The organism is Blautia sp. MSJ-36, assembly GCF_018917985.1.
GTDB lineage: Bacteria > Bacillota > Clostridia > Lachnospirales > Lachnospiraceae > Blautia_A.
The window spans coordinates 1-22,215 of record NZ_JAHLPQ010000026.1; the positions used below are offsets into that span (position 1 = coordinate 1).

The following is a 22,215-nucleotide window of genomic DNA, read 5'->3' on the forward strand; positions in this document are numbered from 1 at the left end:
CATTCAGCTGGAAAAGTATCGTTATCTTTTTCAATGCGCAAAGGAAAGCAATGATTTTGATTCATTTATGAAATTCGCAGTGTAGTTTTGTGCAATTTTTTAAATTTGCTCATTTATAGTAAGAACAAAAAGAAACAGCAGAAGAATGCCACATGGGAAAATGTGGCATTCTTTTTTTTGCCAAATCAAGCGAGATAAGCAAATAGTGTCTTTATAACGACAGACAAATTTTTTTTGTCGAAAAGTCACGGAAAATTCAGGATTTGCTGACCTTTAACACAGATGCCGCCAAAATATGTGCTAATGTCAAGAAAATTGCAGAACATTAACACATTTTGGAAAACAGGTGGCAGGATGAAAATTTACACTTATCAGGGAAGAAAGAACGTTTCCGGAGAAAAAATACGTCAGATGAGAAATATAAAACGGATGTCACAGTCAGATCTGGCGGCAAAAATGCAGGTGGAAGGTGTGATGCTGGAACGTGACAGTATCAGCAGGATCGAAGGCGGAGAACGTTTTGTGGCAGATTATGAACTGAGAGTGTTTGCAAAAGTGCTGGGTGTGGATGTGAAGTGGCTACTGAACGAAGAGTGTTCCTGAGATCAGCAGCATGATAATTGGTATAACTGATATTTATACAGACAAACTACTTGATATTTATGTCGGAAACTGCTACAGTATAAAGAAAAAAGGCGACCGGGAAACCTTGCAGGGGTAAACGGTCACGGATAAAGAGATAGAGGCGCGGATTTTATCAGTATTTATGGACGAGAGGCCCTGGCAGGCTGTCCATAAAGAAAGGAAAATCTGCCGAAGTGCTCTGAAAGGCCAGATGACAGGGTACTGGGATAACGCAGAATATGCGTTGTACTGTCACGGATGTGGAGCGCTATCGTAAGTTGAATAAAGAAGATTATTTAACCGGAGGTGTTCTAAGAAGGGACAGCCTCCGTTTTTTTGTCCCCGAAAAGGGAGGAGAAAAATGAGTAAAAAAGCAGGAACAGCATTGTCTGTTATGGCAATGGTATTCATGGGCGCACTGGCAAGTCCCCTGACTGTGCTGGCTGCGGATGCGGAGGAGACTTATCAGCCTGCTCTGTATGCAACAATCTGGGCACTGCTTCCACCTCTTGTAGCGATCATCCTTGCGCTGATCACAAAAGAAGTATACAGTTCTCTGTTTGTGGGAATTGTAGTAGGAGCACTGCTTTATTCCGGATTCAAATTCGAAGGAACCGTAACACAGATTTTTGAGGGAGGAATCATCAAGGTTCTTTCTGACAGCTATAACGTAGGAATCCTGATCTTCCTGGTTATCCTGGGATCTGTGGTATGTATGATGAACAAGGCCGGCGGCTCCGCCGCATTCGGACGATGGGCCAGCAAAAAGATCCACACACGTGTAGGTGCGGAACTTGCCGCAATTGTGCTTGGTATTCTGATCTTTATTGACGATTATTTCAACTGTCTGACAGTAGGAAGCGTTATGCGTCCGGTAACAGACAGACATCATGTATCCAGAGCAAAATTTGCATACCTGATCGATGCGACAGCTGCTCCGGTATGTATCATCGCACCGATCTCATCCTGGGCTGCAGCAGTCAGCGGATTCGTAGAGGGACAGGACGGACTTGCGATTTTTGTAAGAACCATTCCGTATAACTTTTACGCAATTCTTACGATCGTAATGATGGTTGGCATGGTGCTGATGAAAACCGAGTTTGGTGCCATGAGAACACATGAGATCAATGCTCTGAACGGAGATCTTTATACAACATCTGCAAGACCGTATGAGAATGCAACGGATGATGAGACACCGAATCCGAGAGGAAGGGTGATCGATCTTGTGATCCCCATCGTTGTGCTTGTTATCTGCTGTGTCATCAGTATGATCTATACAGGCGGATTTTTCAGCGGAACAGATTTTGTTACTGCATTTTCACAGAGTGATGCTTCTGTAGGCCTTGCAATGGGAAGTGCCTTTGGTCTGGTATTTGCTATTATCTTCTATATGGTACGCCGTGTGATCAACTTCAGAGACTGCATGGGATGCATCCCGGAAGGCTTCAAGGCCATGGTACCGGCGATCATGATCCTGACCTTTGCATGGACACTGAAGGCTATGACAGACTCACTTGGTGCAGCGGTATTCGTAGAAGAAGCAATGCGCTCCGTTGCCGGTGGTATTGAAGTTATCCTTCCGGCCATTATTTTCCTGGTTGGATGCGGACTTGCATTTGCTACAGGTACTTCCTGGGGAACCTTTGGTATCCTGATCCCGATCGTTGTTGCGGTATTTGAGAAATCCAGTCCTGAGATGATGATCATTTCCATGTCTGCTTGTATGGCAGGTGCAGTTTGCGGAGATCACTGTTCACCGATCTCCGATACAACGATCATGGCTTCCGCAGGAGCACAGTGTGATCATGTGACCCATGTTTCCACACAGCTTCCGTATGCGATCCTGGCTGCGGCAGTATCCTTTGTAACTTATATTGTTGCAGGCTTTGTAAAAACAGCATGGATCGCGCTTCCGGTTGGAATCGTGCTGATGCTGATCGTACTTTTTGTTATCAAGATGAAAAACCCGATGCCGATTGAGAAACCGACAGAATAAATTAGTAAAAAAACAGATGGACCGGATGCGGATCACAGATATCCGCATAACCGACCGATAAAAGGCAGTGACGGAAAGAAATTTCCAAAGCTGCCTTTTTTGTGCTTTCTATAATAATTCTCTTATGTTATAATGCAGGACAGACAGCAAACAGTAAATGAACATATATATTTTTTAGGAACAGGAGTAAGAATGATAGAATTAGGTAAAAAACAGAAATTACTGGTTGTAAAAACCGTAGATTTCGGAATATATCTTGGAGAGGACCGAAACGCACCTCAGAACGAGCGTGTGCTTCTTCCGTCCAAACAGGTACCGGAAGGAACCAAAGTAGGTGATGAGATCGAGGTATTCATCTACAAAGATTCTCAGGACAGACTGATCGCGACTACCCGTGAGCCGATGCTCCAGGTGGGACAGACAGCAGTCCTCAAGGTTAAACAGGTCACCAGAATAGGAGCTTTTCTTGACTGGGGACTGGAGAAGGATCTTCTTCTTCCATATCATGAGCAGACCAACAGAGTACGTGAAGGTGAGGAGTGCCTGGTAGCTCTTTATGTAGATAAGAGCAGCAGACTCTGTGCAACTATGAAAGTGTATCATTATCTTTCCACCAGAACTCCTTATGTACCGGGAGATATGGTGAAGGGCCGTGTCTATGAGATCAGTGGAAACTTTGGTGTATTTGTTGCAGTAGATGATAAATATTCCGCACTGATCCCTGCAAGAGAGGCAACCGGCAAGTACAGACCGGGAACCGTTCTTGACCTTCGTGTCACAGAGGTAAAAGAGGATGGAAAGATGAATGTCAGTGACCGTCAGAAAGCCTACATCCAGATCAATGAGGATGCAGAGAGCGTACTCAGCGTGATCGAGGAATTTGCAGGCGTGCTGCCATTTGATGACCATGCTTCACCGGAAGTCATCAAGAGAGAGTTTGGCCTCAGCAAGAACGCATTCAAGCGTGCAGTGGGCCATCTGATGAAAGAAGGAAAAGTAGAGATCCGTGACAGAAGGATCTACATTAAAAAATAACAAGGTGTTGACCGGCTCCGGATCAGACACGCTCCGGCACGTTCAGAGAAAAGTGCAGAGCGGGGAGGATCCGGAGCCCTGTTTTTACAATAAGGAGAGAAAAATTTGGAGTTTACACATTTACATGTCCATACAGAATACAGTCTTCTGGATGGCTCCAATAAGATCAAAGAGTATGTAGCCAGAGTAAAAGAACTGGGAATGGACAGCGCGGCGATCACCGATCATGGCGTTATGTATGGTGTGATCGATTTTTACAGGGCTGCCAGAGAAGCCGGGATCAATCCCATCCTGGGATGCGAGGTTTATGTGGCTCCGGGTTCCCGCTTTGACCGTGAAGTGGGAAGTGGCGATGACCGTTATTACCACCTGGTTCTGCTGGCCGAGAATAATCAGGGATACAGCAACCTGATGAAGATTGTATCCAAGGCATTTGTGGAAGGCTTTTATTACAAGCCACGTGTGGATCTGGAACTTCTGGAAAAATATCACGAGGGGATTATTGCCTTAAGTGCCTGCCTGGCAGGAGAGGTCGCAAGGTATCTTGCCCGTGGAATGTATGAGGATGCAAAAATCGCAGCCCTGCGTTATCAGGATATTTTTGGAAAAGGAAATTTCTTCCTGGAGCTTCAGGATCATGGAATTCCGGAGCAGCAGACGGTAAACCAGCAGCTTCTCCGCATGCACAGAGAGACAGGAATCGACCTGGTTGCTACCAATGACGTGCATTATACCATGGCTGAGGATGCGGAGCCCCATGACGTGCTCCTCTGTCTGCAGACCCAGAAAAAACTCAGCGATGAGAACAGAATGCGCTATGAGGGCGGCCAGTATTATGTGAAATCTCCAGAAGAGATGGCGAGACTTTTTCCATATGCTCTGGAAGCTCTGGAAAATACCCACAAGATCGCGCAGCGCTGCCACGTGGAGATCGAATTCGGCGTGACCAAGCTGCCGAAATATGATGTGCCCGACGGACTGACCTCCTGGGAGTATCTGAACAAGCTTTGCCATGAAGGGCTGGAACAGCGTTATCATCCGGTAACCGATGCGCTGAAAAAACGCCTGGATTATGAGCTGTCCACCATCAAAAACATGGGATATGTAGATTACTTCCTCATTGTGTGGGACTTCATCAAATATGCCAGAGACAATGATATCATGGTCGGCCCTGGACGAGGTTCTGCCGCAGGAAGTCTGGTTGCTTATACCCTTGGAATCACCCAGCTGGACCCGATCCGGTATGATCTTCTCTTTGAGCGTTTCCTGAATCCGGAACGAGTGTCCATGCCGGATATAGATGTGGACTTCTGCTTCGAACGAAGACAGGAAGTTATCGATTATGTACGACGGAAATATGGCGATGATTGCGTGGTTCAGATTGTTACCTTTGGTACGTTGGCTGCCCGCGGTGTAATCCGTGATGTAGGCCGTGTTCTGGATATGCCTTATGCCCAGGTAGACATCATCGCCAAGATGGTTCCGCAGGAGCCAAATATCACCATTGATAAGGCCCTGGGAATGAATCCGGAATTCCGGAAAGCCTATGAGGAACAGGAAGATATCCACCGCCTGATTGACCTTGCCAAGCGTCTGGAGGGACTTCCAAGACATACTTCCATGCATGCCGCAGGTGTGGTAATCAGCCAGAAAGACGTATCCGAATACGTACCTCTTTCCAGAGCCCAGGACGGTTCCATTGTCACACAGTTTACCATGACAACACTGGAAGAGCTGGGACTTCTGAAAATGGATTTCCTGGGGTTACGTACCCTGACCGTTATCCAGAACGCGGTAAAAATGATAGAACAGAGTACCGGCGTTTTCCTGGATATGCAGAAAATTGATTACAACGACAAAAAAGTACTGGATTCTCTCGGAACAGGACGTACTGACGGCGTGTTCCAGCTCGAGAGTGCCGGAATGAAAAACTTCATGAAGGAACTGAAGCCTCAGAGCCTTGAGGATGTCATCGCGGGAATTTCCCTTTACCGTCCGGGTCCCATGGATTTCATTCCGCAGTACATCCGCGGAAAAAACCGTCCGGATACCATCCGTTATGACTGCCCGCAGATGGAGCCCATCCTGAAGCCGACCTATGGCTGTATCGTATACCAGGAGCAGGTTATGCAGATCGTCCGTGATCTTGCAGGCTATACTCTTGGACGAAGCGACCTGGTGCGCCGTGCCATGTCCAAGAAGAAAGCTTCTGTTATGGCAAAAGAGCGCCAGAATTTCGTTTACGGAAATGTGGAAGAGGGGGTTCCGGGCTGTATCGCCAACGGCATCTCCGAGGAGATCGCAAACAAGATCTACGATGAGATGACAGACTTTGCGAAGTATGCCTTCAATAAGTCTCACGCTGCCGCCTATGCGGTGGTTTCTTACCAAACCGCATATCTGAAATATTACTATCCGGTAGAATTCATGGCTGCGCTGATGACATCCGTTGTGGAAATGCCAAACAAGGTTGCAGAGTATATTTCCGTGTGCCGTCAGATGGGAATCCAGATCCTTCCGCCGGATATCAATCATGGTGTTTATGGTTTTTCTGTTGACAACGGTGCCATCCGTTATGCACTTTCTGCCATCAAGAGCATCGGCCGTCCGGTTATTGAAGGAATTGTGAAGGAACGTGAGGAGCACGGGGAATACACTTCCCTGAAGACTTTTGTGGAGCGGAACATCGACCAGATCAACAAGCGTGTTGTGGAGAACCTGATCAAGGCCGGAGCGCTGGACTGCCTGGAAGGAAACCGGAAGCAGAAGATGACCATATATACACAGATCATCGACAGCATCAATCAGGACAAAAAGCACACCATGGCCGGACAGCTGAGCCTTTTTGATATTGCTTCTGAAGAGGACAAAAAGGAATTTGAGATCCGTATGCCGCAGGTTGAGGAATATCCCAAAGAGATCATCCTGACCTTCGAAAAAGAAGTTCTTGGCATTTATCTCAGCGGCCATCCACTGGAGCGCTACCGGAATATGATGGAAAAAATGATCTCTGCAAAAACGTCGGATTTCCAGCCGGATGATGAAACCGGAATTCCGGAAGTCTACGATAACCAGAAAGTGATCGTAGGCGGAATGATTACGGATAAAACCATAAAATATACAAAGAATAATAAGGTAATGGCGTTCCTTACCGTAGAAGATCTGGTAGGCACCGTGGAAGTTGTGGTATTTCCGCGTGATTACGAAAAATGCCAGATGTTCCTGAACGAAGATGCCAGACTTTTCATCCAGGGAAGAGTATCTGCGGAAGACGACAAAGCCAGCAAACTGATCCTGGAAAAAGTCCGCATGTTTGACGATATGCCTCGTGAACTCTGGATTCAGTTCGAAAGCCGGGAAGACTACGCAAAAGCCGAGACCGGTCTGGTAGACGATCTGATGGAATCCCGGGGAAACAGTACCGTGGTTATTTATCTTAAAGATGTGAAGGCAATGAAGAAACTTCCACCTGCTTATCAGGTCCATATCGAGGATTCCTGGCTGGAACGCATGGGTGAAAAATATGGAAGTTCCAATGTTAAAATTGTAGAGAGAGTATTGAAAAACTTATAAAAATGCTATAAACTATATCCGAATATGTGTATTACAATAGGTTGTTTCATAAGATGGAGGATAACAATATGGCAGAGAACAAAATCAAAACGATCGGCGTTTTGACCAGTGGCGGTGACGCACCTGGAATGAATGCTGCAATCCGTGCTGTTGTCAGAAGAGGATTAAGCAGCGGACTGAACGTAAAGGGAATCTATAAAGGATACAGCGGTCTCTTAAACGAAGAGATCAAAGACATGACAGCAAGAGATGTTTCCGATACGATTGAGCGAGGCGGAACAATTCTTTATACTGCCAGATGTGCAGAGATGAGAACAGAGGAAGGACAGCAGCAGGCTGCAGAGATCTGCAGAAAGCATGGAATCGACGGCCTTGTTGTTATCGGTGGAGACGGTTCCTTCGCAGGTGCTCAGAAACTTGCGAACCTTGGAATCAATACCATTGGCCTGCCGGGAACCATTGACCTTGATATCGCATGTACCGAGTACACCATCGGTTTCGATACAGCTGTAAACACAGCGATGGAAGCCATCGATAAGGTACGTGATACATCCACATCCCATGAGAGATGCAGTATCATCGAGGTTATGGGACGTAACGCCGGATACCTTGCAGTATGGTGCGGTATCGCAAACGGTGCTGAGGATATCCTGATCCCGGAGAAATATGATTATGATGAGCAGAGACTTATTGATAACATTGTAGAGAGCCGTAAAAAAGGTAAAAAACACCACATTATCGTAAATGCCGAGGGTATCGGTCATTCAGAAGCTATGGCAAAACGTATCGAGGCCGCAACAGGTATCGAGACACGTGCTACCATCCTTGGCCACATGCAGCGTGGTGGAAGCCCGACATGTAAGGACCGTGTATACGCGTCTATGATGGGTGCTCTTGCAGTAGACCTTCTTGTTGCCGGTAAACGCAGCCGTGTTGTTGGATACCGTCACGGAGAGTTCGTTGACTTTGATATCAACGAGGCTCTTGCAATGCAGAAGAATGTAGACCCATACATGTGGGAGGTTTGCAATTCCCTTTCTCACAACTACAATAAATAAAAAATATGAACTTGAAAAAAGTTTCAGACGGATTGCATAAACTGAATACGTCACAAATAATTGCCCTCGGCTTTGCGGGGGTGATTTTTGTAGGCGGACTTATTTTATGGCTGCCGTTCTGCAGTGCACCCGGGCAGGCTGTTACCTTCCCGGATGCTGTTTTTACAGCGGCAACCAGTGTATGTGTGACAGGACTTTCCACAGTTGTTATGGCAACGCAGTGGAGCCACATCGGAAAAATTGTCATACTATGTCTGATACAGATTGGAGGCATCGGACTGATTGCCCTCGCCAACATGATCTTTATCAGCCTTCGCAGAAAAATTTCCCTCAAAAACCGCCGGATTATTAAAGAATCCTACAATCTGGATCAGATGGGCGGCGTGGTTCCGGTCATGCGAAGCGTGGTAAAATGTGTATTTCTGGCAGAAGGAGTCGGTGCGGTTCTGTACTCCATCTGTTTTGTTCCGGAATTTGGCTGGAAAAAAGGCGTAACCCATGCAGTATTTCTGGCTGTATCCGCATTCTGTAATGCAGGAATCGATCTTTTCGGAGAAACAAGCCTTGCGGCTTATGTGAGCAATCCGCTGGTGAATCTTACTACCATTGGTCTGATCATCGTGTCCGGTCTTGGCTTTATTGTCTGGTGGGACCTCTGGGATAAATTCCGTAAGATCATAAAAAAAGAACTTTCCCCGTCCAGGTTTTTTCGGGTGCTGCGCCTTCAGAGCAAACTGGTCCTTACTATGACTGTGATCCTGGTATTCGCAGGAGCGTTTCTGGTATTTATTTTTGAATCCGGAAATCCCCGCACATTGGCCGGGGCACCTGTGGGAACGAAAATCATGGCATCTTTTTTCCAGTCTGTGACAACCCGTACGGCGGGATTTTATACCATAGATCAGTCACAGCTGTCCACGCCCACTGTGATCATTTCCCTGTTGTGGATGTTTATCGGAGGCTCTCCCATGGGAACTGCCGGCGGAGTAAAGACGACCACCATTGCAGTACTGATCCTTTCCATAGTAGCGTATCTCCAGGGAAAAAAAGACGTAGAAGTATACAGCCGGAGGATCCGTGAGAGCTATCTGCATTCGGCGATGGTTGTTGCGGGAACCAGTGTACTGATCCTTTTTACAATGTCTGTGCTGTTGTCTGCAGCAATGCCGGGAGTGGATCTGGCAGATATTTTATATGAGATCACATCCGCAGTGGCAACGGTAGGACTTTCCAGAGGGCTGACACCTCAGCTGAATGTGGCAGGCAAATGGATTGTGATCCTCACCATGTATCTGGGACGTATCGGACCGTTGACTCTTGGAACCGCAGTTGTGGTGCGGGTGCGTAACAGGCCGGGAAGCACCACACATCTCGGGGAAGAAGATATCATGATCGGTTAAACAGGAGAATAAAATGAAAAATAAATCTTTTGCCGTGATCGGGCTTGGACAGTTCGGAATGACTCTGGCGGTGACGCTGGCAGAGTCCGACTGTGATGTTCTTGCCATTGATGACAAAGAAGAAAATATCGAAGAGATTTCCGAAAAAGTAACCTATGCGGTGAAAGCAGATGTCCGTGAGCCGGGAATCCTGAAAGCGCTGGGTGTCCAAAATGTGGATGTGGCCATTATTGCAGTTGCCGAAAATCTGGAAGCCAGCATTTCCGCAACCATGCAGGCCAAAGACCTGGGAGTTCCCTTTGTAGTTGCGAAAAGCATGAATTCCCTTCATGGACGGATTCTTGATAAAATTGGTGCAGATAGAATTATTTATCCGGAACAGGCCATGGGACTTCGTGTTGCAAGAAATCTTCTGTCCGGCGGATATCTGGATGTATTTGAACTTTCTGCGGAATTCAGTATGGCGGAGTTTTCCATTCCGGAATCATGGATCGGGAAAAGCCTCATAGATCTGAATGTGCGGGAGCGTTTTCATATCAATATCATTGGCATCAAACAGGGGGAAGATGTTACGGTAGATCTGAAACCTTCCGAGCCGCTTCCGGACCGTTGTTCCATAATCGCCATTGGAAAAAATAAGGATCTCAATGCGGAACCGGCGTTTATGAAGTGATTTTTTGGAGATTCCGTAAACAGGACAAGTGCAAGGAGTAAGATAAAAAGTATGATAACCAGTGTATCAAATGCAAAAATAAAAAATGTCATGCAGCTGAACCAGAAGGCAAAAGCCAGAAGAGAACAGGGGCTTTTTGTGGCGGAAGGCCGGAAGATGTTTCTGGAAGCACCGGAAAACTGGGTTTCCCAGGTGTTTGTCTCCGAGACTTTTTCTAAGGATGAAGAGCTGATGTCCCAGGTAGAGAAATATCCTTATGAGATCGTGAAAGATTCCGTATTCCGTCAGATGTGTGACACCAAGACTCCCCAGGGAATCCTTACCGTTCTGAAACTTCCATCCTGGAGCGAGGAAGAAGTACTGGCAGGAGAAAATCCTCTGGTCATGGTTCTTGAAGATCTTCAGGATCCGGGAAATGCGGGAACTATTCTTAGAACCGGTGAGGGCGCCGGCGTGAGCGGCGTTTTTCTTACAAAAACCTGTGTGGATATCACAAATCCAAAGGTGATCCGGTCTACCATGGGTTCCATTTACAGAATGCCTTTTCTATATGTGGAAGATGTGGTATCATTAGAAAAGAAGCTGAAAGAAAAAGGAATCCGCAGTTTTGCAGCGCATCTGAAAGGTGAGAATTCCTACGATCAGGAATCCTATAAAGGCGGTACCGCATTTTTTATCGGAAATGAGGGAAAAGGTCTGACCGACCAGGCTGCAGAGGCAGCAGACTGTCTGATCCGTATCCCGATGTGCGGAAAAGTAGAATCGCTGAATGCTGCCATGGCATCAGGAATTTTGATGTATGAAGCTGCAAGACAGAGAAGAGGATAATTTTTTCAAAAAGAGAGGAGGGGTTTTATGACACCTTTGGCCTGGCTTGGAATACTGGCAATTTTACTGGTAATTGAAGCGATCACGGTAGGACTTACCACTGTCTGGTTTGCAGGCGGTGCTCTTGTAGCGTGCATTGTCTCGTGGCTCGGCGGGGGACTTGTTGTACAGCTCCTTTTATTTTTCGGAGTTTCCGTGGTGCTTCTGATTTTTACCAGACCTCTGGCGGTCCGCTACATGAATAAAGGTGTGGAGAAGACCAACGCAGAGAGCCTTCTGGGAAAAAGGGCCGTAGTGATACAGCCGGTCAACAACCTGGCCCAGACCGGGCAGGTGCGGATCAATGATATCGAGTGGACTGCACGGACCGCAGATGATGCAGAAGAAATTCCGGCAGGTACAGTTGTTGAGATTGAAGAGATCCGCGGAGTGAAGCTGATCGTAAAAGAAGTTAACAAGGAGGGCTAAATTTATGGGTGGAATTGCTGTTTTGCTTGTGATCATTGTGCTTGTACTGTGGGTACTTGCATCCTGCATCCGTATTGTACCGCAGGCCTACGCCATAGTACTGGAACGCCTGGGTGCCTATAAGGCTACCTGGAGCACAGGAATCCATTTCAAGGTTCCGTTCATTGAGCGTGTTGCAAGAAGAGTAAACCTGAAAGAACAGGTTGTGGATTTTCCACCGCAGCCGGTAATTACCAAAGATAATGTAACCATGCAGATCGATACGGTTGTATTTTTCCAGATCACAGATCCGAAGCTTTACGCATATGGCGTTGAGAATCCGATCATGGCGATCGAGAATCTTTCCGCTACAACACTTCGTAACATCATCGGTGACATGGAACTGGATGAGACACTGACTTCCCGTGAAGTCATCAACACCAGGATGAGAGCTTCCCTTGATGAGGCTACAGATCCATGGGGAATCAAGGTGAACCGTGTAGAGCTTAAAAACATCATTCCTCCGGCAGCCATCCAGGATGCCATGGAGAAACAGATGAAAGCCGAGCGTGAGAGACGAGAAGCCATCCTGAAAGCAGAAGGAGAGAAACGTTCGACCATCCTTGTCGCAGAAGGTAAAAAACAGTCCGCGATCCTTGATGCGGAGGCTGAGAAACAGGCAGCAATCCTTCATGCAGAAGCACAGAAAGAGCGTATGATCAAGGAAGCCGAAGGACAGGCACAGGCAGTCCTGAAAGTACAGCAGGCAACTGCGGAAGGACTTCGCATGATCAAAGAAGCAGGAGCAGACGAGTCTGTTCTTACCCTGAAGAGCCTGGAAGCACTCACCAAAGTCGCAGACGGCAAAGCGACGAAGATCATTATTCCGTCCGAGATACAGGGCATTGCAGGGCTGGCAACATCCCTGAAGGAAATCATGACAGATAAACCGGCAGAGCAGAAATAAATCTGCAGCCGTGAGGAGGATATAATATTATGAATCTTAAAGGAAGAAATTTCCTGACACTGAAAGACTTTACACCGGACGAGATCACTTACATGATCGATCTCGCAGCAGACCTGAAAGCCAAGAAAAAAGCCGGAGAGCTTCATGAGTATTACAGAGGCAAGAACATTGCCCTGATCTTTGAGAAAACAAGTACAAGAACACGCTGTTCCTTCGAAGTAGCTGCTCATGATCTGGGAATGGGTTCCACTTATCTTGATCCTACAGGCTCCCAGATCGGAAAGAAAGAGAGCATCGCAGATACAGCAAGAGTTCTCGGAAGAATGTATGAGGGAATCGAGTACCGTGGATTCGGCCAGGATATTGTTGAGGAGCTTGCAAAACATGCAGGTGTTCCGGTATGGAACGGTCTGACAAATGAGTATCATCCGACACAGATGCTTGCAGATATGCTGACAGTACGTGAGCATTTCGGCAAACTGAAAGGCCTGAAACTTGTATACATGGGTGACGCCCGTTACAACATGGGTAACTCCCTCATGGTTGTATGCTCCAAACTTGGTCTTGATTTTGTAGCCTGCACCAACAAGAAATACTTCCCGAATGATGAGCTTGTAGCACAGTGCCAGCAGTGGGCAAAAGAAGCAGGTTCCACCATCACTCTTACAGAGGATGTAGAGGCAGGAACCAAGGACGCAGACATCATCTACACAGATGTATGGGTATCCATGGGTGAGCCTGACGAAGTATGGACAGAGCGTATCCACGACCTGACACCATACAAAGTTACCAAACACGTAATGGAGAACGCCGGAGAGAAGGCAATTTTCCTTCACTGCCTGCCAGCATTTCATGATCTTAAGACAAAGATCGGAAAAGAGATGGGCGAGCGTTTCAACCTTACAGACATGGAGGTTACAGACGAGGTATTTGAGTCTCCGCAGTCCAAGGTATTTGACGAGGCAGAGAACCGTATGCATACCATCAAGGCTGTGATCGTTGCTACATTAGGAGAGCCGGAGAAATAATGGCAGAGTTATTTAATGAAGAAATAATTTCACAGGCAACACATACAAAATGGGCGGGCAAAACCGTCCATTTTGCAAGAGAAACAGATTCCACCAACCTCTGGGGTAAACGCGCCTGGAGGGAAGAGGGGGCGCAGCACGGAGAGCTTTTTGTGGCGGAGTATCAGTCGGCAGGCCGCGGACGTTTCACAAGACGATGGAGTGCACCGCCGGAAAGCGCCATCACCATGAGCCTTCTGATCTGCCCGGAATTTGCACCTCAGAAGGCCCCGATGATGACACTGGTCATGGGCCTTTCTGTTGCTCAGGCAGTTGAGGATCTTGGTCTTGATGTGGGAATCAAATGGCCCAACGACGTGGTAGTTTCCCGCAAAAAAATCTGCGGCATCCTCACCGAGATGACCATGAAACAGGATAAGATCGGCTGTGCGGTTATTGGAGTCGGGATTAATGTAAATATGGACAGCTTCCCGGAAGAGATGGCGGACAAAGCCACTTCTCTGTATCTGGAAAGCGGACATCCTTTTGACCGGGCAGAGGTAACCGGGCTTGTGATGAAACACTTTGAGGAAAATTATGAGAAGTTTGTAGAGACGGAAGACTTAAGCGGCCTGAAACCGGATTACGAAAAACTTCTGGCCAATCTGAACCAGCCGGTACGTGTGCTGGATCAGAACAATCCATACGAAGGAATTGCAAGGGGAATCAACCCCGGCGGAGAACTTCTGGTGGAACGCGCAGACGGAACTGTTGAGGAAGTAAATTCCGGAGAGGTTTCTGTGCGCGGTCTGTACAGTTATGTGTAAAAAAGGAGAGTTTATGTATCAGGATAACATTGTGCTCTGCGGAGCAAGCTCATATGAGCAGAAATATTATTTTAACCAGGATTTTGCGTCCCTTCCGGAAGCAGTAAAGCAGGAACTGCAGATCATGTGCGTGCTTTTCACAGAGGATGTAGGCGGAATCCTGACACTGGAATTTGACGAGGACGGAAGCCTGCAGTTCAAGACAGAAGCACTGGAGGCAGATGCCCGTTTTGATGAGATCGGAAGTGCGCTGAAGATCAAAGAGCTCCAGCGGGACAAAAGAGAGCTTCTGGAATCTCTGGAAATGTACTACAAAGTATTTTTCCTGGGAGATATCCCGGATGAGGAACTTAAGAAAAAAGCAGATGCAGTTGAGGACTGATCCATGAAGATGCAGTGGAAGATCGGAAATGTGGAGATCCCGAATCCCTTTGTGCTTGCACCTATGGCGGGAGTTACGGATCTTGCATTTCGAAGACTTTGCAAGGAGCAGGGAGCAGGACTGATCTGTATGGAGATGGTCAGCGCCAAGGCAATTTCTTTTCATAATAAGAATACAGAGGCACTGATGGAGATCGACCCCGGGGAGCATCCGGTATCCATGCAGCTTTTTGGCAGTGAGCCGGATCTGATGGCAGAGGTGGCAAAAAGTATCGAGGAGAGGCCTTTCGATATTCTCGATATCAATATGGGATGTCCGGTCCCCAAGGTGGTAAATAACGGGGAAGGATCTGCACTTCTGAAAAATCCGAAGCTGATCGAAGAGATTGTACGCAGCGTTTCCGGCGCTATTTCCAAACCGGTGACTGTGAAAGTGCGTATCGGTTTTGATGACAATACACCGGTGGATGTGATGGAGATTGCAAAACGTGTGGAAGATGCCGGGGCAGCAGCTGTTGCTGTACATGGAAGGACCAGGCAGCAGTACTATTCCGGTCAGGCAGACTGGGATGCCATCCGCAGGGTGAAAGAAGCAGTGACGATTCCCGTGATCGGAAACGGAGATATCGTTTCTCCGGAAACGGCGGAAGCCATGTTTAAAGAGACAGGCTGTGATGCAGTGATGATCGGCCGTGCAGTACGTGGAAACCCGTGGATCTTCCGGGAGCTGAACCACTATTTCCTCACCGGAGAAAAACTGCCGAAACCATCCGTAGAGGAAGTCTGCGAAATGATTCTGCGCCATGCCAGAAACCAGATTGAGATTAAGGGTGAATATATCGGAATCCGTGAAATGCGAAAACATGTAGCCTGGTATACGGCCGGCATGAGGCACAGTGCCGGAATCCGGAGAGAATCCAACAATATCGCAAGTTATGAGGAACTGAAAAAGCTTACAGATATGTTTCTTCAGCGATAAAGGGGAAGAAACAGCCAGGGCTATTGACAAGGAACAGAACGCGTGCTACAGTCAGTGGGTCGGTCAAAAACATAAGAGTTTTACAGGAGAAAAAAAGTACAGATGCCAGATAAAATAGCAGTTTTGATACCTTGCTATAACGAAAGCAAGACTGTAGCCAAGGTTATCCGTGACATGCGAAAAGCACTTCCGGAGGCTGTGATCTACGTATATGATAATAATTCCACAGATGGTACAGATGAAATCGCGAGGAAAGAGGGTGCCATTGTCCGCTACGAGCTTCAGCAGGGCAAAGGCAATGTAATCCGCAGTATGTTCCGTGATATTGACGCACAGTGTTATCTGATGGTTGACGGGGATGATACATATCCGGCGGAATTTGCGGCACAGATGTGTGAGAAAGTTCTGAAGAACGGAACAGACATGGTAGTCGGAGATCGCCTTTCCTCTACATATTTTACCGAGAATAAACGTCCTTTCCACAATTTTGGAAACAGCATTGTCCGTGGTTCCATCAATCGCCTTTTCAAAAGTGATATTAAGGATATTATGACCGGATACCGTGCCATGAGTTACCGCTTTGTAAAAACATTTCCGGTTCTTTCCAGAAATTTTGAGATCGAGACAGAGATGACCATTCATGCAATAGATAAGAACATGCAGGTAGAGAATGTGATCATTGAATACCGCGACCGTCCGGAGGGAAGCGAATCCAAACTGAATACCTACGCAGATGGATTTAAAGTGCTGAAGACGATCATGAGAATGTTTAAAAATTATAAGCCGTTGGAATTCTTTTCTATTATAGCAGCGGTGCTGTTTGTAGTCGGGATGGCATTTTTTATTCCGGTACTGATCCACTTTCTGGAAGTGGGAACTGTGAACAAACTGCCTACACTGATCGTAAGTGGATTTGTGATCATGACAGCGATTATCTGCTGGTTTTCCGGAATTATCCTGTCTACACTGGTCAATCAGCACAAGCAGGATTTTGAGTTCCAGACACAGATGGTAACCAACCGGTATAAAGACCTTTTCCCGGAAGAAAAATAAGAAACAGAAATAAGAAAAAATGCTGCGAAAAAACCGTGTGGAAATTTAAATTTTCCTGCGGTTTTTTCTACATTTTCAGGGCCCTTTTTTCGACGTGGAATGCTTGACAATACAGGGGCTTTTCGGTATAATACAGGAATTGTGAATATCCTGAGGTTTTTACGCCCTTTTTTAGGAAAAAGAGCTCTTGGGAATGGTAGCAACAGAAATATCCGAAGCTGTATTTTTTCAGAAAAAAACAGCGCGGTTTTGAAAGGAAGTAAGGCAAAATGGAAGAAGCAAAGAAGAACTTACTCACATACGCAGGACTTAGAAAACTGGAAGACGAGCTGCACGATCTGAAAGTTGTTAAGAGAAAAGAAGTTGCAGGAAAGATTAAAGAGGCCAGAGAGCAGGGAGACCTTTCTGAGAACGCTGAGTACGATGCAGCAAAAGACGAGCAGAGAGATATCGAGGCACGTATCGAGGAGATCGAGAAGATCCTCAAGAATGCCGAGGTTGTAGTAGAGGACGAAGTTGATCTTGACAGAATCAGCGTAGGCTGCAAGGTTAAGGTTCATGATTATGAGTTTGATGAAGACATGGAGCTGAAGATCGTAGGTTCCACAGAGGCTAACAGCCTTGAGGGTAAGATCTCCAACGAGTCTCCGGTAGGTAAGGCGCTGATCGGCGCTCACACCAACGATATCGTTGAGGTTGAAATGCCGTCCGGAATCATGAAATACAAAGTTCTTGAGATCCAGAGAAACGTATAAAACAGGTAACGGAGCGGATCGCACATATCCGCTGAACGATAGATAGATTAAGGAGGCCAACAAGTGGCAGAGCAGAAGAAGCAGGATGTAAACCAGCTGCTTAAGGTACGTCGTGACAAACTGGCAGACCTTCAGGCAAACGGCAGGGACCCGTTTCAGATCACAAAATTTGATCAGACACATCATTCCCTTGAGGTAAAGAAGCTTTATGAAGCACATGAGGCAGAGCTTCTCAAAGACCGCAAGGAGCTTGACGTAACAGGTCTTGATGAAGAGCAGGCAAAAGAGGCTCAGAAGAAGGATTATGAAGAAAGAAGAAGCATCATGGACGCAAGCCCGATCCACGTAGCGATCGCAGGACGTATGATGTTCAAACGTGTAATGGGAAAAGCTTCTTTCTGCAATATCCAGGACTTACAGGGTAATATTCAGGTTTATGTGGCGAGAGACGCCATTGGAACCGATTCCTATGCAGATTTCAAGAAATCTGATATCGGTGATATTTTTGGTCTGGAAGGATTTGCTTTCAGAACAAGAACAGGTGAGATCTCCATTCATGCAGAGAAGATGACTCTTCTTTCCAAGAGTTTACAGATCCTTCCTGAGAAATTCCACGGGCTGACAGATACAGATACCCGTTATCGTCAGAGATATGTGGATCTTATCATGAACCAGGACAGCAAGAATGTATTCATCAAACGTTCCCAGATCATCAAAGAGATCCGTAACTTCCTTGCAGGACGTGACTTCATGGAAGTTGAGACACCAATGCTGGTTTCCAATGCAGGTGGTGCCGCAGCAAGACCGTTTGAGACACATTATAATGCGCTGAACGAAGATGTTAAGCTTCGTATTTCCCTGGAGCTTTATCTTAAGAGACTGATCGTCGGCGGACTTGAGAGAGTTTACGAGATCGGCCGTGTATTCCGTAATGAGGGTGTTGATACCCGTCACAATCCGGAGTTCACTCTGATGGAGCTTTATCAGGCATATACCGATTATGAAGGAATGATGGAACTGACAGAGTCCATGTTCCGTTACCTCGCAGAGAAAGTCTGCGGTTCCACAAAGATCTCCTACAATGGTATTGAGATCGATCTTGGTAAGCCGTTTGCACGTCTGACCATGAATGATGCCATCAAGAAATATACAGGAATTGATTTTGACGAAGTAGCAGATGATGAGGCAGCCAAGAAGCTTGCTGACGAGCATCATATCGAGTATGAGGATCGTCATAAGAAGGGTGATATCATCAACCTCTTCTTCGAGGAGTACTGTGAGAAAGAGCTGATTCAGCCGACATTTATCATGGATCATCCGATCGAGATTTCTCCTCTGACCAAGAAGAAACCTTCCGATCCGAACAAGGTAGAGCGTTTCGAGCTCTTTATCAATACATGGGAAATGTGTAACGCATATTCCGAGCTCAACGACCCGATCGATCAGAGAGAGCGTTTCAAAGCACAGGATGCTCTTGCAGACGCAGGTGATGAGGAAGCCAACCACACAGACGAAGACTTCCTGAACGCACTGGAGATTGGTATGCCGCCAACAGGTGGTATCGGATACGGAATCGACCGTCTCGTTATGCTCCTGACAGACAGCCAGGCTATTCGTGACGTACTTCTGTTCCCGACAATGAAGAGCCTCGACTCCGACAAGAGCGCAGCTAAAGCAGGAGATACTGCTGAGACAGCGGCTAACGACAACAACGGATTCTTCACACCAAACGAGAAGATCAACTTCTCCAATGTAAAGGTTGAGCCTTTATTTGAAGAAGATGTTGACTTTGATACATTCAGCAAATCTGACTTCCGTGCAGTTAAGGTTAAAGAGTGTGTTGCAGTTCCGAAGAGCAAAAAGCTCCTTCAGTTCACACTGGATGACGGAACAGGCACAGATCGTACAATCCTTTCCGGAATTCATGCATACTATGAGCCGGAAGAACTGGTAGGCAAGACACTGATCGCTATTACAAACCTGCCACCGCGTAAAATGATGGGAATCGAATCCTGCGGTATGCTGCTCAGCGCAGTAAATAATCTGAAGGATTCCGAGGGTGAGGAACTTCATCTGATCATGGTAGATAACCATATCCCGGCTGGTGCGAAGCTGTATTAATACAAAATTATAAATAATCAAATGAAAGCGCTTCTTAGACTAAGCTGAGAAGTGCTTTTTTCTGTATAAAAAGTAGAACAAAAAAAGTATTTGAATAACTGCGCGTCGCATTCTCATTACTTTCAGTTTGCAATTTACTTTTACTGTATCAAAGGTGTAGATATAAATTTATATAATTGAAGTAAAACCGCAAGATCTTGGATGTTTTGTTTGTATTTATGGTAATAGAATTAAAATTTTATGTTTGAACTTGTTGATTTTTACAGCGAGAGGAATGTATATTATGAACGATAAATGTGTAGTATTGAACGCAAAGAAAATGAATTTTGATGGGAAACTGGATTTTTCTGTTTTATCTTCTGATGTTACAGTATATGATGACACAACAGAACAGCAGCTGACAGAGCGTATTCAGGGAACAAATATCATTGTAACAAAGGAGATGCCTGTGAATGCAGAAATGATACAGAGATTCCCGGAATCTGTTAAACTGATCTGTGAGGCAGGTACAGGATACAATAATATTGATCTTGAGGCAGCACGAAAGAAGGGGATTACAGTCTGTAATATTCCGGCATACAGCACAGAACGTGTAGCACATACTGCAATTATGATGATACTGAATCTGAGTTCTGCAATGCAGGTACAGATGAAGATGCTGGCAAGTGGAAACCATGACAATTTTACTAAAAATCTTCAGGTTCCTCATGTAGAGGTAAACGGTAAAACACTTGGTATTATAGGTGCAGGACATATTGGCAGAAAAGTCATGCAGATCGCACAGGCGTTAGATATGAACATACTTGTTTATACCCGGACACCAAAAGAGGATGAGAACGGTATCCGCTATGTATCACTTGAGGAATTACTTAAGAATAGTGATTATGTTTCCTTGCATTGTCCATTGACAGAAAGTACAAAACATATGATCAACCAGGAGACTTTATCACTTATGAAGTCATCAGCATTTATCATTAATACTTCAAGAGGTGCGCTCATTGATGAGACTGCTCTTATAGAAGCATTGGAAAATGGTACGATTGCAGGAGCCGGACTTGATGTTCAGGAAACAGAACCACCTGAAGAAAACAGTCCTCTTTATACTATGGATAATGTCCTTTTGACACCTCATATGGGATGGAAAGGCCTTGAGACAAGACAGCGGTTGGTTTCTATTTTGGCAGATAATATAAAGAATTTTACAGAAGGGAACCCGATCAATGTTGTATTGGGACTATAGTATCTGGCAAAATACGTAATACAAAATCTGTAAATCAGTATGTAAGAAAGGAAAATTAATGAAAAATATATTGATTATTTCAAGTTCGCCAAGAAAAAACGGAAATTCACAAATCCTGTGTGAGCAGTTCAAAAAAGGTGCAGAAGAAAAAGGACATCAGGCGAAGATCGTACGTATCATGGAGCAGAATATAGGCTTTTGCAGAGCCTGTGACGGCTGTATGAGAAATGGCGGTATCTGTGTATTAAAAGATGATATGGCAGAGATCCTTAAAATGTTTCAGAAAGCAGATGTACTTGTACTGGCTACCCCGGTTTATTTTTATGGAATCAGTGCCCAGATGAAAACTTTTATTGACCGTACTTATCCAATCTGGCAGCATCTTGGAAAAAAAGACGTTTACTATATTATATCAGCTGGCCTGGGAGAGGACATTATTGATAGATCACTTGGTGATCTGAATGGTTTTGTAGAGCATCTGGAAGAATACAGGATTGCAGGAAAGATATATGCAGCAAACGTGATGGATGCTGGATTGGTCAGGAATCAAAGTGTTTTTAAAGAGGCATATGACATGGGCTATTCTATTTAACCAAATCAAGTAAGTCCCCTGCTTCAATTGCGAAAAGCAATAAGCAGTGGGTGGGGGGGGTGTCAGCAAGTCTACCATTTATAAAGTTGTAAACTGGTGTTAATATATAGAAAACATCTGAAGCTTCAGGGTTTAAGTAAAAGCAAGACCTGTTGTGGTACCATTATCCACAACAGGTCTTTAATATTTGGTCTGTTCAAAATTTCTTCTTACATTTTTTTGTAGGCATTGCCCCATTCGACCATTGAATCAAGAATCGGTTTCAGAGTAAGTCCCAGTTCGCTGAGACTATATTCAACTCTGGGTGGAACCTCAGGGTAAACCGTACGGATAACGAGTCCGTCATTTTCCATGGAGCGTAAACTGTCGGTAAGAACTTTCTGGCTGATTCCTTCGAGATCTTTTTTTAACTCATTGAATCGCCAGGGGCGCTGCAGCAGATTTCGGATAATGAGTAATTTCCATTTGCTGCCGATGAGAGCGACTGTGGTTGCAACTGGACATTCCGGCAATTCTTCTTTTGTCAGCATGAGATCATCTCCTTATGTAATATTATTTTTGAATGTTATATTTAATTTTAATCTAACAGACAGAAAGAAGCAATAGGTTATGCGTGATGTGCGAAGTCGGATGAAGAATGAGCTGGAGTATCTGATAAA

Annotated in this window: 20 protein-coding genes and 1 riboswitch; of the genes, 19 read left to right on the forward strand and 1 reads right to left on the reverse strand. The window is 45.8% G+C overall.

Annotated elements, in window-relative coordinates; translation table 11 throughout:
* Positions 1-354 precede the first annotated feature (354 nt).
* The 19 genes from KQI39_RS13950 to KQI39_RS14040 all read left to right on the forward strand — a co-directional run bounded on the left by KQI39_RS13950 (position 355) and on the right by KQI39_RS14040 (position 21,556).
* A complete protein-coding gene (locus KQI39_RS13950) occupies positions 355-603 on the forward strand; it encodes a helix-turn-helix domain-containing protein (RefSeq protein ID WP_021975957.1) in 249 nt (82 codons plus the stop codon).
* A 129-nt stretch (positions 604-732) separates the two neighbouring features.
* A riboswitch (Lysine riboswitch) is annotated at positions 733-903 on the forward strand.
* Between the two features lie 130 nt (positions 904-1,033).
* Positions 1,034-2,620: a Na+/H+ antiporter NhaC family protein gene (locus tag KQI39_RS13955; RefSeq protein ID WP_442860763.1), complete on the forward strand. Its 1,587-nt coding sequence runs from the start codon at positions 1,034-1,036 to the stop codon at positions 2,618-2,620.
* 192 nt (positions 2,621-2,812) lie between these two features.
* The gene (locus KQI39_RS13960) at positions 2,813-3,655 is read left to right on the forward strand and encodes a CvfB family protein (RefSeq protein WP_118063352.1); all 843 of its coding nucleotides are present in this window, start codon (positions 2,813-2,815) and stop codon (positions 3,653-3,655) included.
* Between the two features lie 105 nt (positions 3,656-3,760).
* Positions 3,761-7,228 carry a DNA polymerase III subunit alpha gene (locus KQI39_RS13965; protein ID WP_216419074.1) on the forward strand — a complete coding sequence of 1,156 codons (3,468 nt, stop codon included), beginning with the start codon at positions 3,761-3,763 and terminating at the stop codon, positions 7,226-7,228.
* Positions 7,229-7,296: 68 nt separating this feature from the next.
* A complete protein-coding gene (gene pfkA, locus KQI39_RS13970; RefSeq protein WP_195566840.1) occupies positions 7,297-8,286 on the forward strand; it encodes a 6-phosphofructokinase in 990 nt (329 codons plus the stop codon).
* Between the two features lie 11 nt (positions 8,287-8,297).
* Complete coding sequence (locus KQI39_RS13975) at positions 8,298-9,686, forward strand: TrkH family potassium uptake protein (protein WP_330654062.1); 1,389 nt, start codon at positions 8,298-8,300, stop codon at positions 9,684-9,686.
* A gap of 13 nt (positions 9,687-9,699) precedes the next feature.
* Positions 9,700-10,359, forward strand: coding sequence for a potassium channel family protein (locus KQI39_RS13980; protein ID WP_216419078.1), 660 nt, complete (start codon positions 9,700-9,702; stop codon positions 10,357-10,359).
* Positions 10,360-10,410: 51 nt separating this feature from the next.
* Complete coding sequence (locus KQI39_RS13985) at positions 10,411-11,187, forward strand: TrmH family RNA methyltransferase (RefSeq protein ID WP_216419080.1); 777 nt, start codon at positions 10,411-10,413, stop codon at positions 11,185-11,187.
* 27 nt (positions 11,188-11,214) lie between these two features.
* Positions 11,215-11,655: an NfeD family protein gene (locus tag KQI39_RS13990; protein ID WP_216419082.1), complete on the forward strand. Its 441-nt coding sequence runs from the start codon at positions 11,215-11,217 to the stop codon at positions 11,653-11,655.
* A gap of 4 nt (positions 11,656-11,659) precedes the next feature.
* Positions 11,660-12,601 (forward strand): SPFH domain-containing protein, encoded by a 942-nt coding sequence (locus KQI39_RS13995; RefSeq protein ID WP_216419084.1) that lies wholly within the window; start codon positions 11,660-11,662, stop codon positions 12,599-12,601.
* 29 nt (positions 12,602-12,630) lie between these two features.
* A complete protein-coding gene (gene argF, locus KQI39_RS14000; RefSeq protein WP_216419086.1) occupies positions 12,631-13,629 on the forward strand; it encodes an ornithine carbamoyltransferase in 999 nt (332 codons plus the stop codon).
* Positions 13,629-14,435, forward strand: a complete 807-nt coding sequence (locus KQI39_RS14005) for a biotin--[acetyl-CoA-carboxylase] ligase (protein ID WP_216419088.1) — start codon at positions 13,629-13,631, stop codon at positions 14,433-14,435. The genes argF and KQI39_RS14005 overlap by 1 nt, the downstream gene beginning before the upstream one ends.
* 13 nt (positions 14,436-14,448) lie before the next feature.
* Positions 14,449-14,817 carry a DUF6145 family protein gene (locus KQI39_RS14010; protein WP_148448286.1) on the forward strand — a complete coding sequence of 123 codons (369 nt, stop codon included), beginning with the start codon at positions 14,449-14,451 and terminating at the stop codon, positions 14,815-14,817.
* A 9-nt stretch (positions 14,818-14,826) separates the two neighbouring features.
* Positions 14,827-15,795, forward strand: a complete 969-nt coding sequence (gene dusB, locus KQI39_RS14015; RefSeq protein WP_334300799.1) for a tRNA dihydrouridine synthase DusB — start codon at positions 14,827-14,829, stop codon at positions 15,793-15,795.
* Positions 15,796-15,897: 102 nt separating this feature from the next.
* Positions 15,898-16,848, forward strand: coding sequence for a glycosyltransferase family 2 protein (locus tag KQI39_RS14020; RefSeq protein ID WP_216419091.1), 951 nt, complete (start codon positions 15,898-15,900; stop codon positions 16,846-16,848).
* 269 nt (positions 16,849-17,117) lie between these two features.
* Positions 17,118-17,603, forward strand: coding sequence for a transcription elongation factor GreA (greA, locus tag KQI39_RS14025; RefSeq protein WP_021975942.1), 486 nt, complete (start codon positions 17,118-17,120; stop codon positions 17,601-17,603).
* A gap of 324 nt (positions 17,604-17,927) precedes the next feature.
* Complete coding sequence (gene lysS, locus KQI39_RS14030) at positions 17,928-19,724, forward strand: lysine--tRNA ligase (protein ID WP_253293200.1); 1,797 nt, start codon at positions 17,928-17,930, stop codon at positions 19,722-19,724.
* Between the two features lie 283 nt (positions 19,725-20,007).
* Positions 20,008-20,964: a 2-hydroxyacid dehydrogenase gene (locus tag KQI39_RS14035; protein WP_216419096.1), complete on the forward strand. Its 957-nt coding sequence runs from the start codon at positions 20,008-20,010 to the stop codon at positions 20,962-20,964.
* Between the two features lie 58 nt (positions 20,965-21,022).
* Positions 21,023-21,556, forward strand: a complete 534-nt coding sequence (locus tag KQI39_RS14040) for a flavodoxin family protein (protein WP_216419098.1) — start codon at positions 21,023-21,025, stop codon at positions 21,554-21,556.
* Between the two features lie 209 nt (positions 21,557-21,765).
* Here KQI39_RS14040 and KQI39_RS14045 read toward each other — a convergent pair whose 3' ends face one another.
* Positions 21,766-22,086 carry a winged helix-turn-helix transcriptional regulator gene (locus KQI39_RS14045; protein ID WP_216419099.1) on the reverse strand — a complete coding sequence of 107 codons (321 nt, stop codon included), beginning with the start codon at positions 22,084-22,086 and terminating at the stop codon, positions 21,766-21,768.
* Positions 22,087-22,215 lie beyond the last annotated feature (129 nt).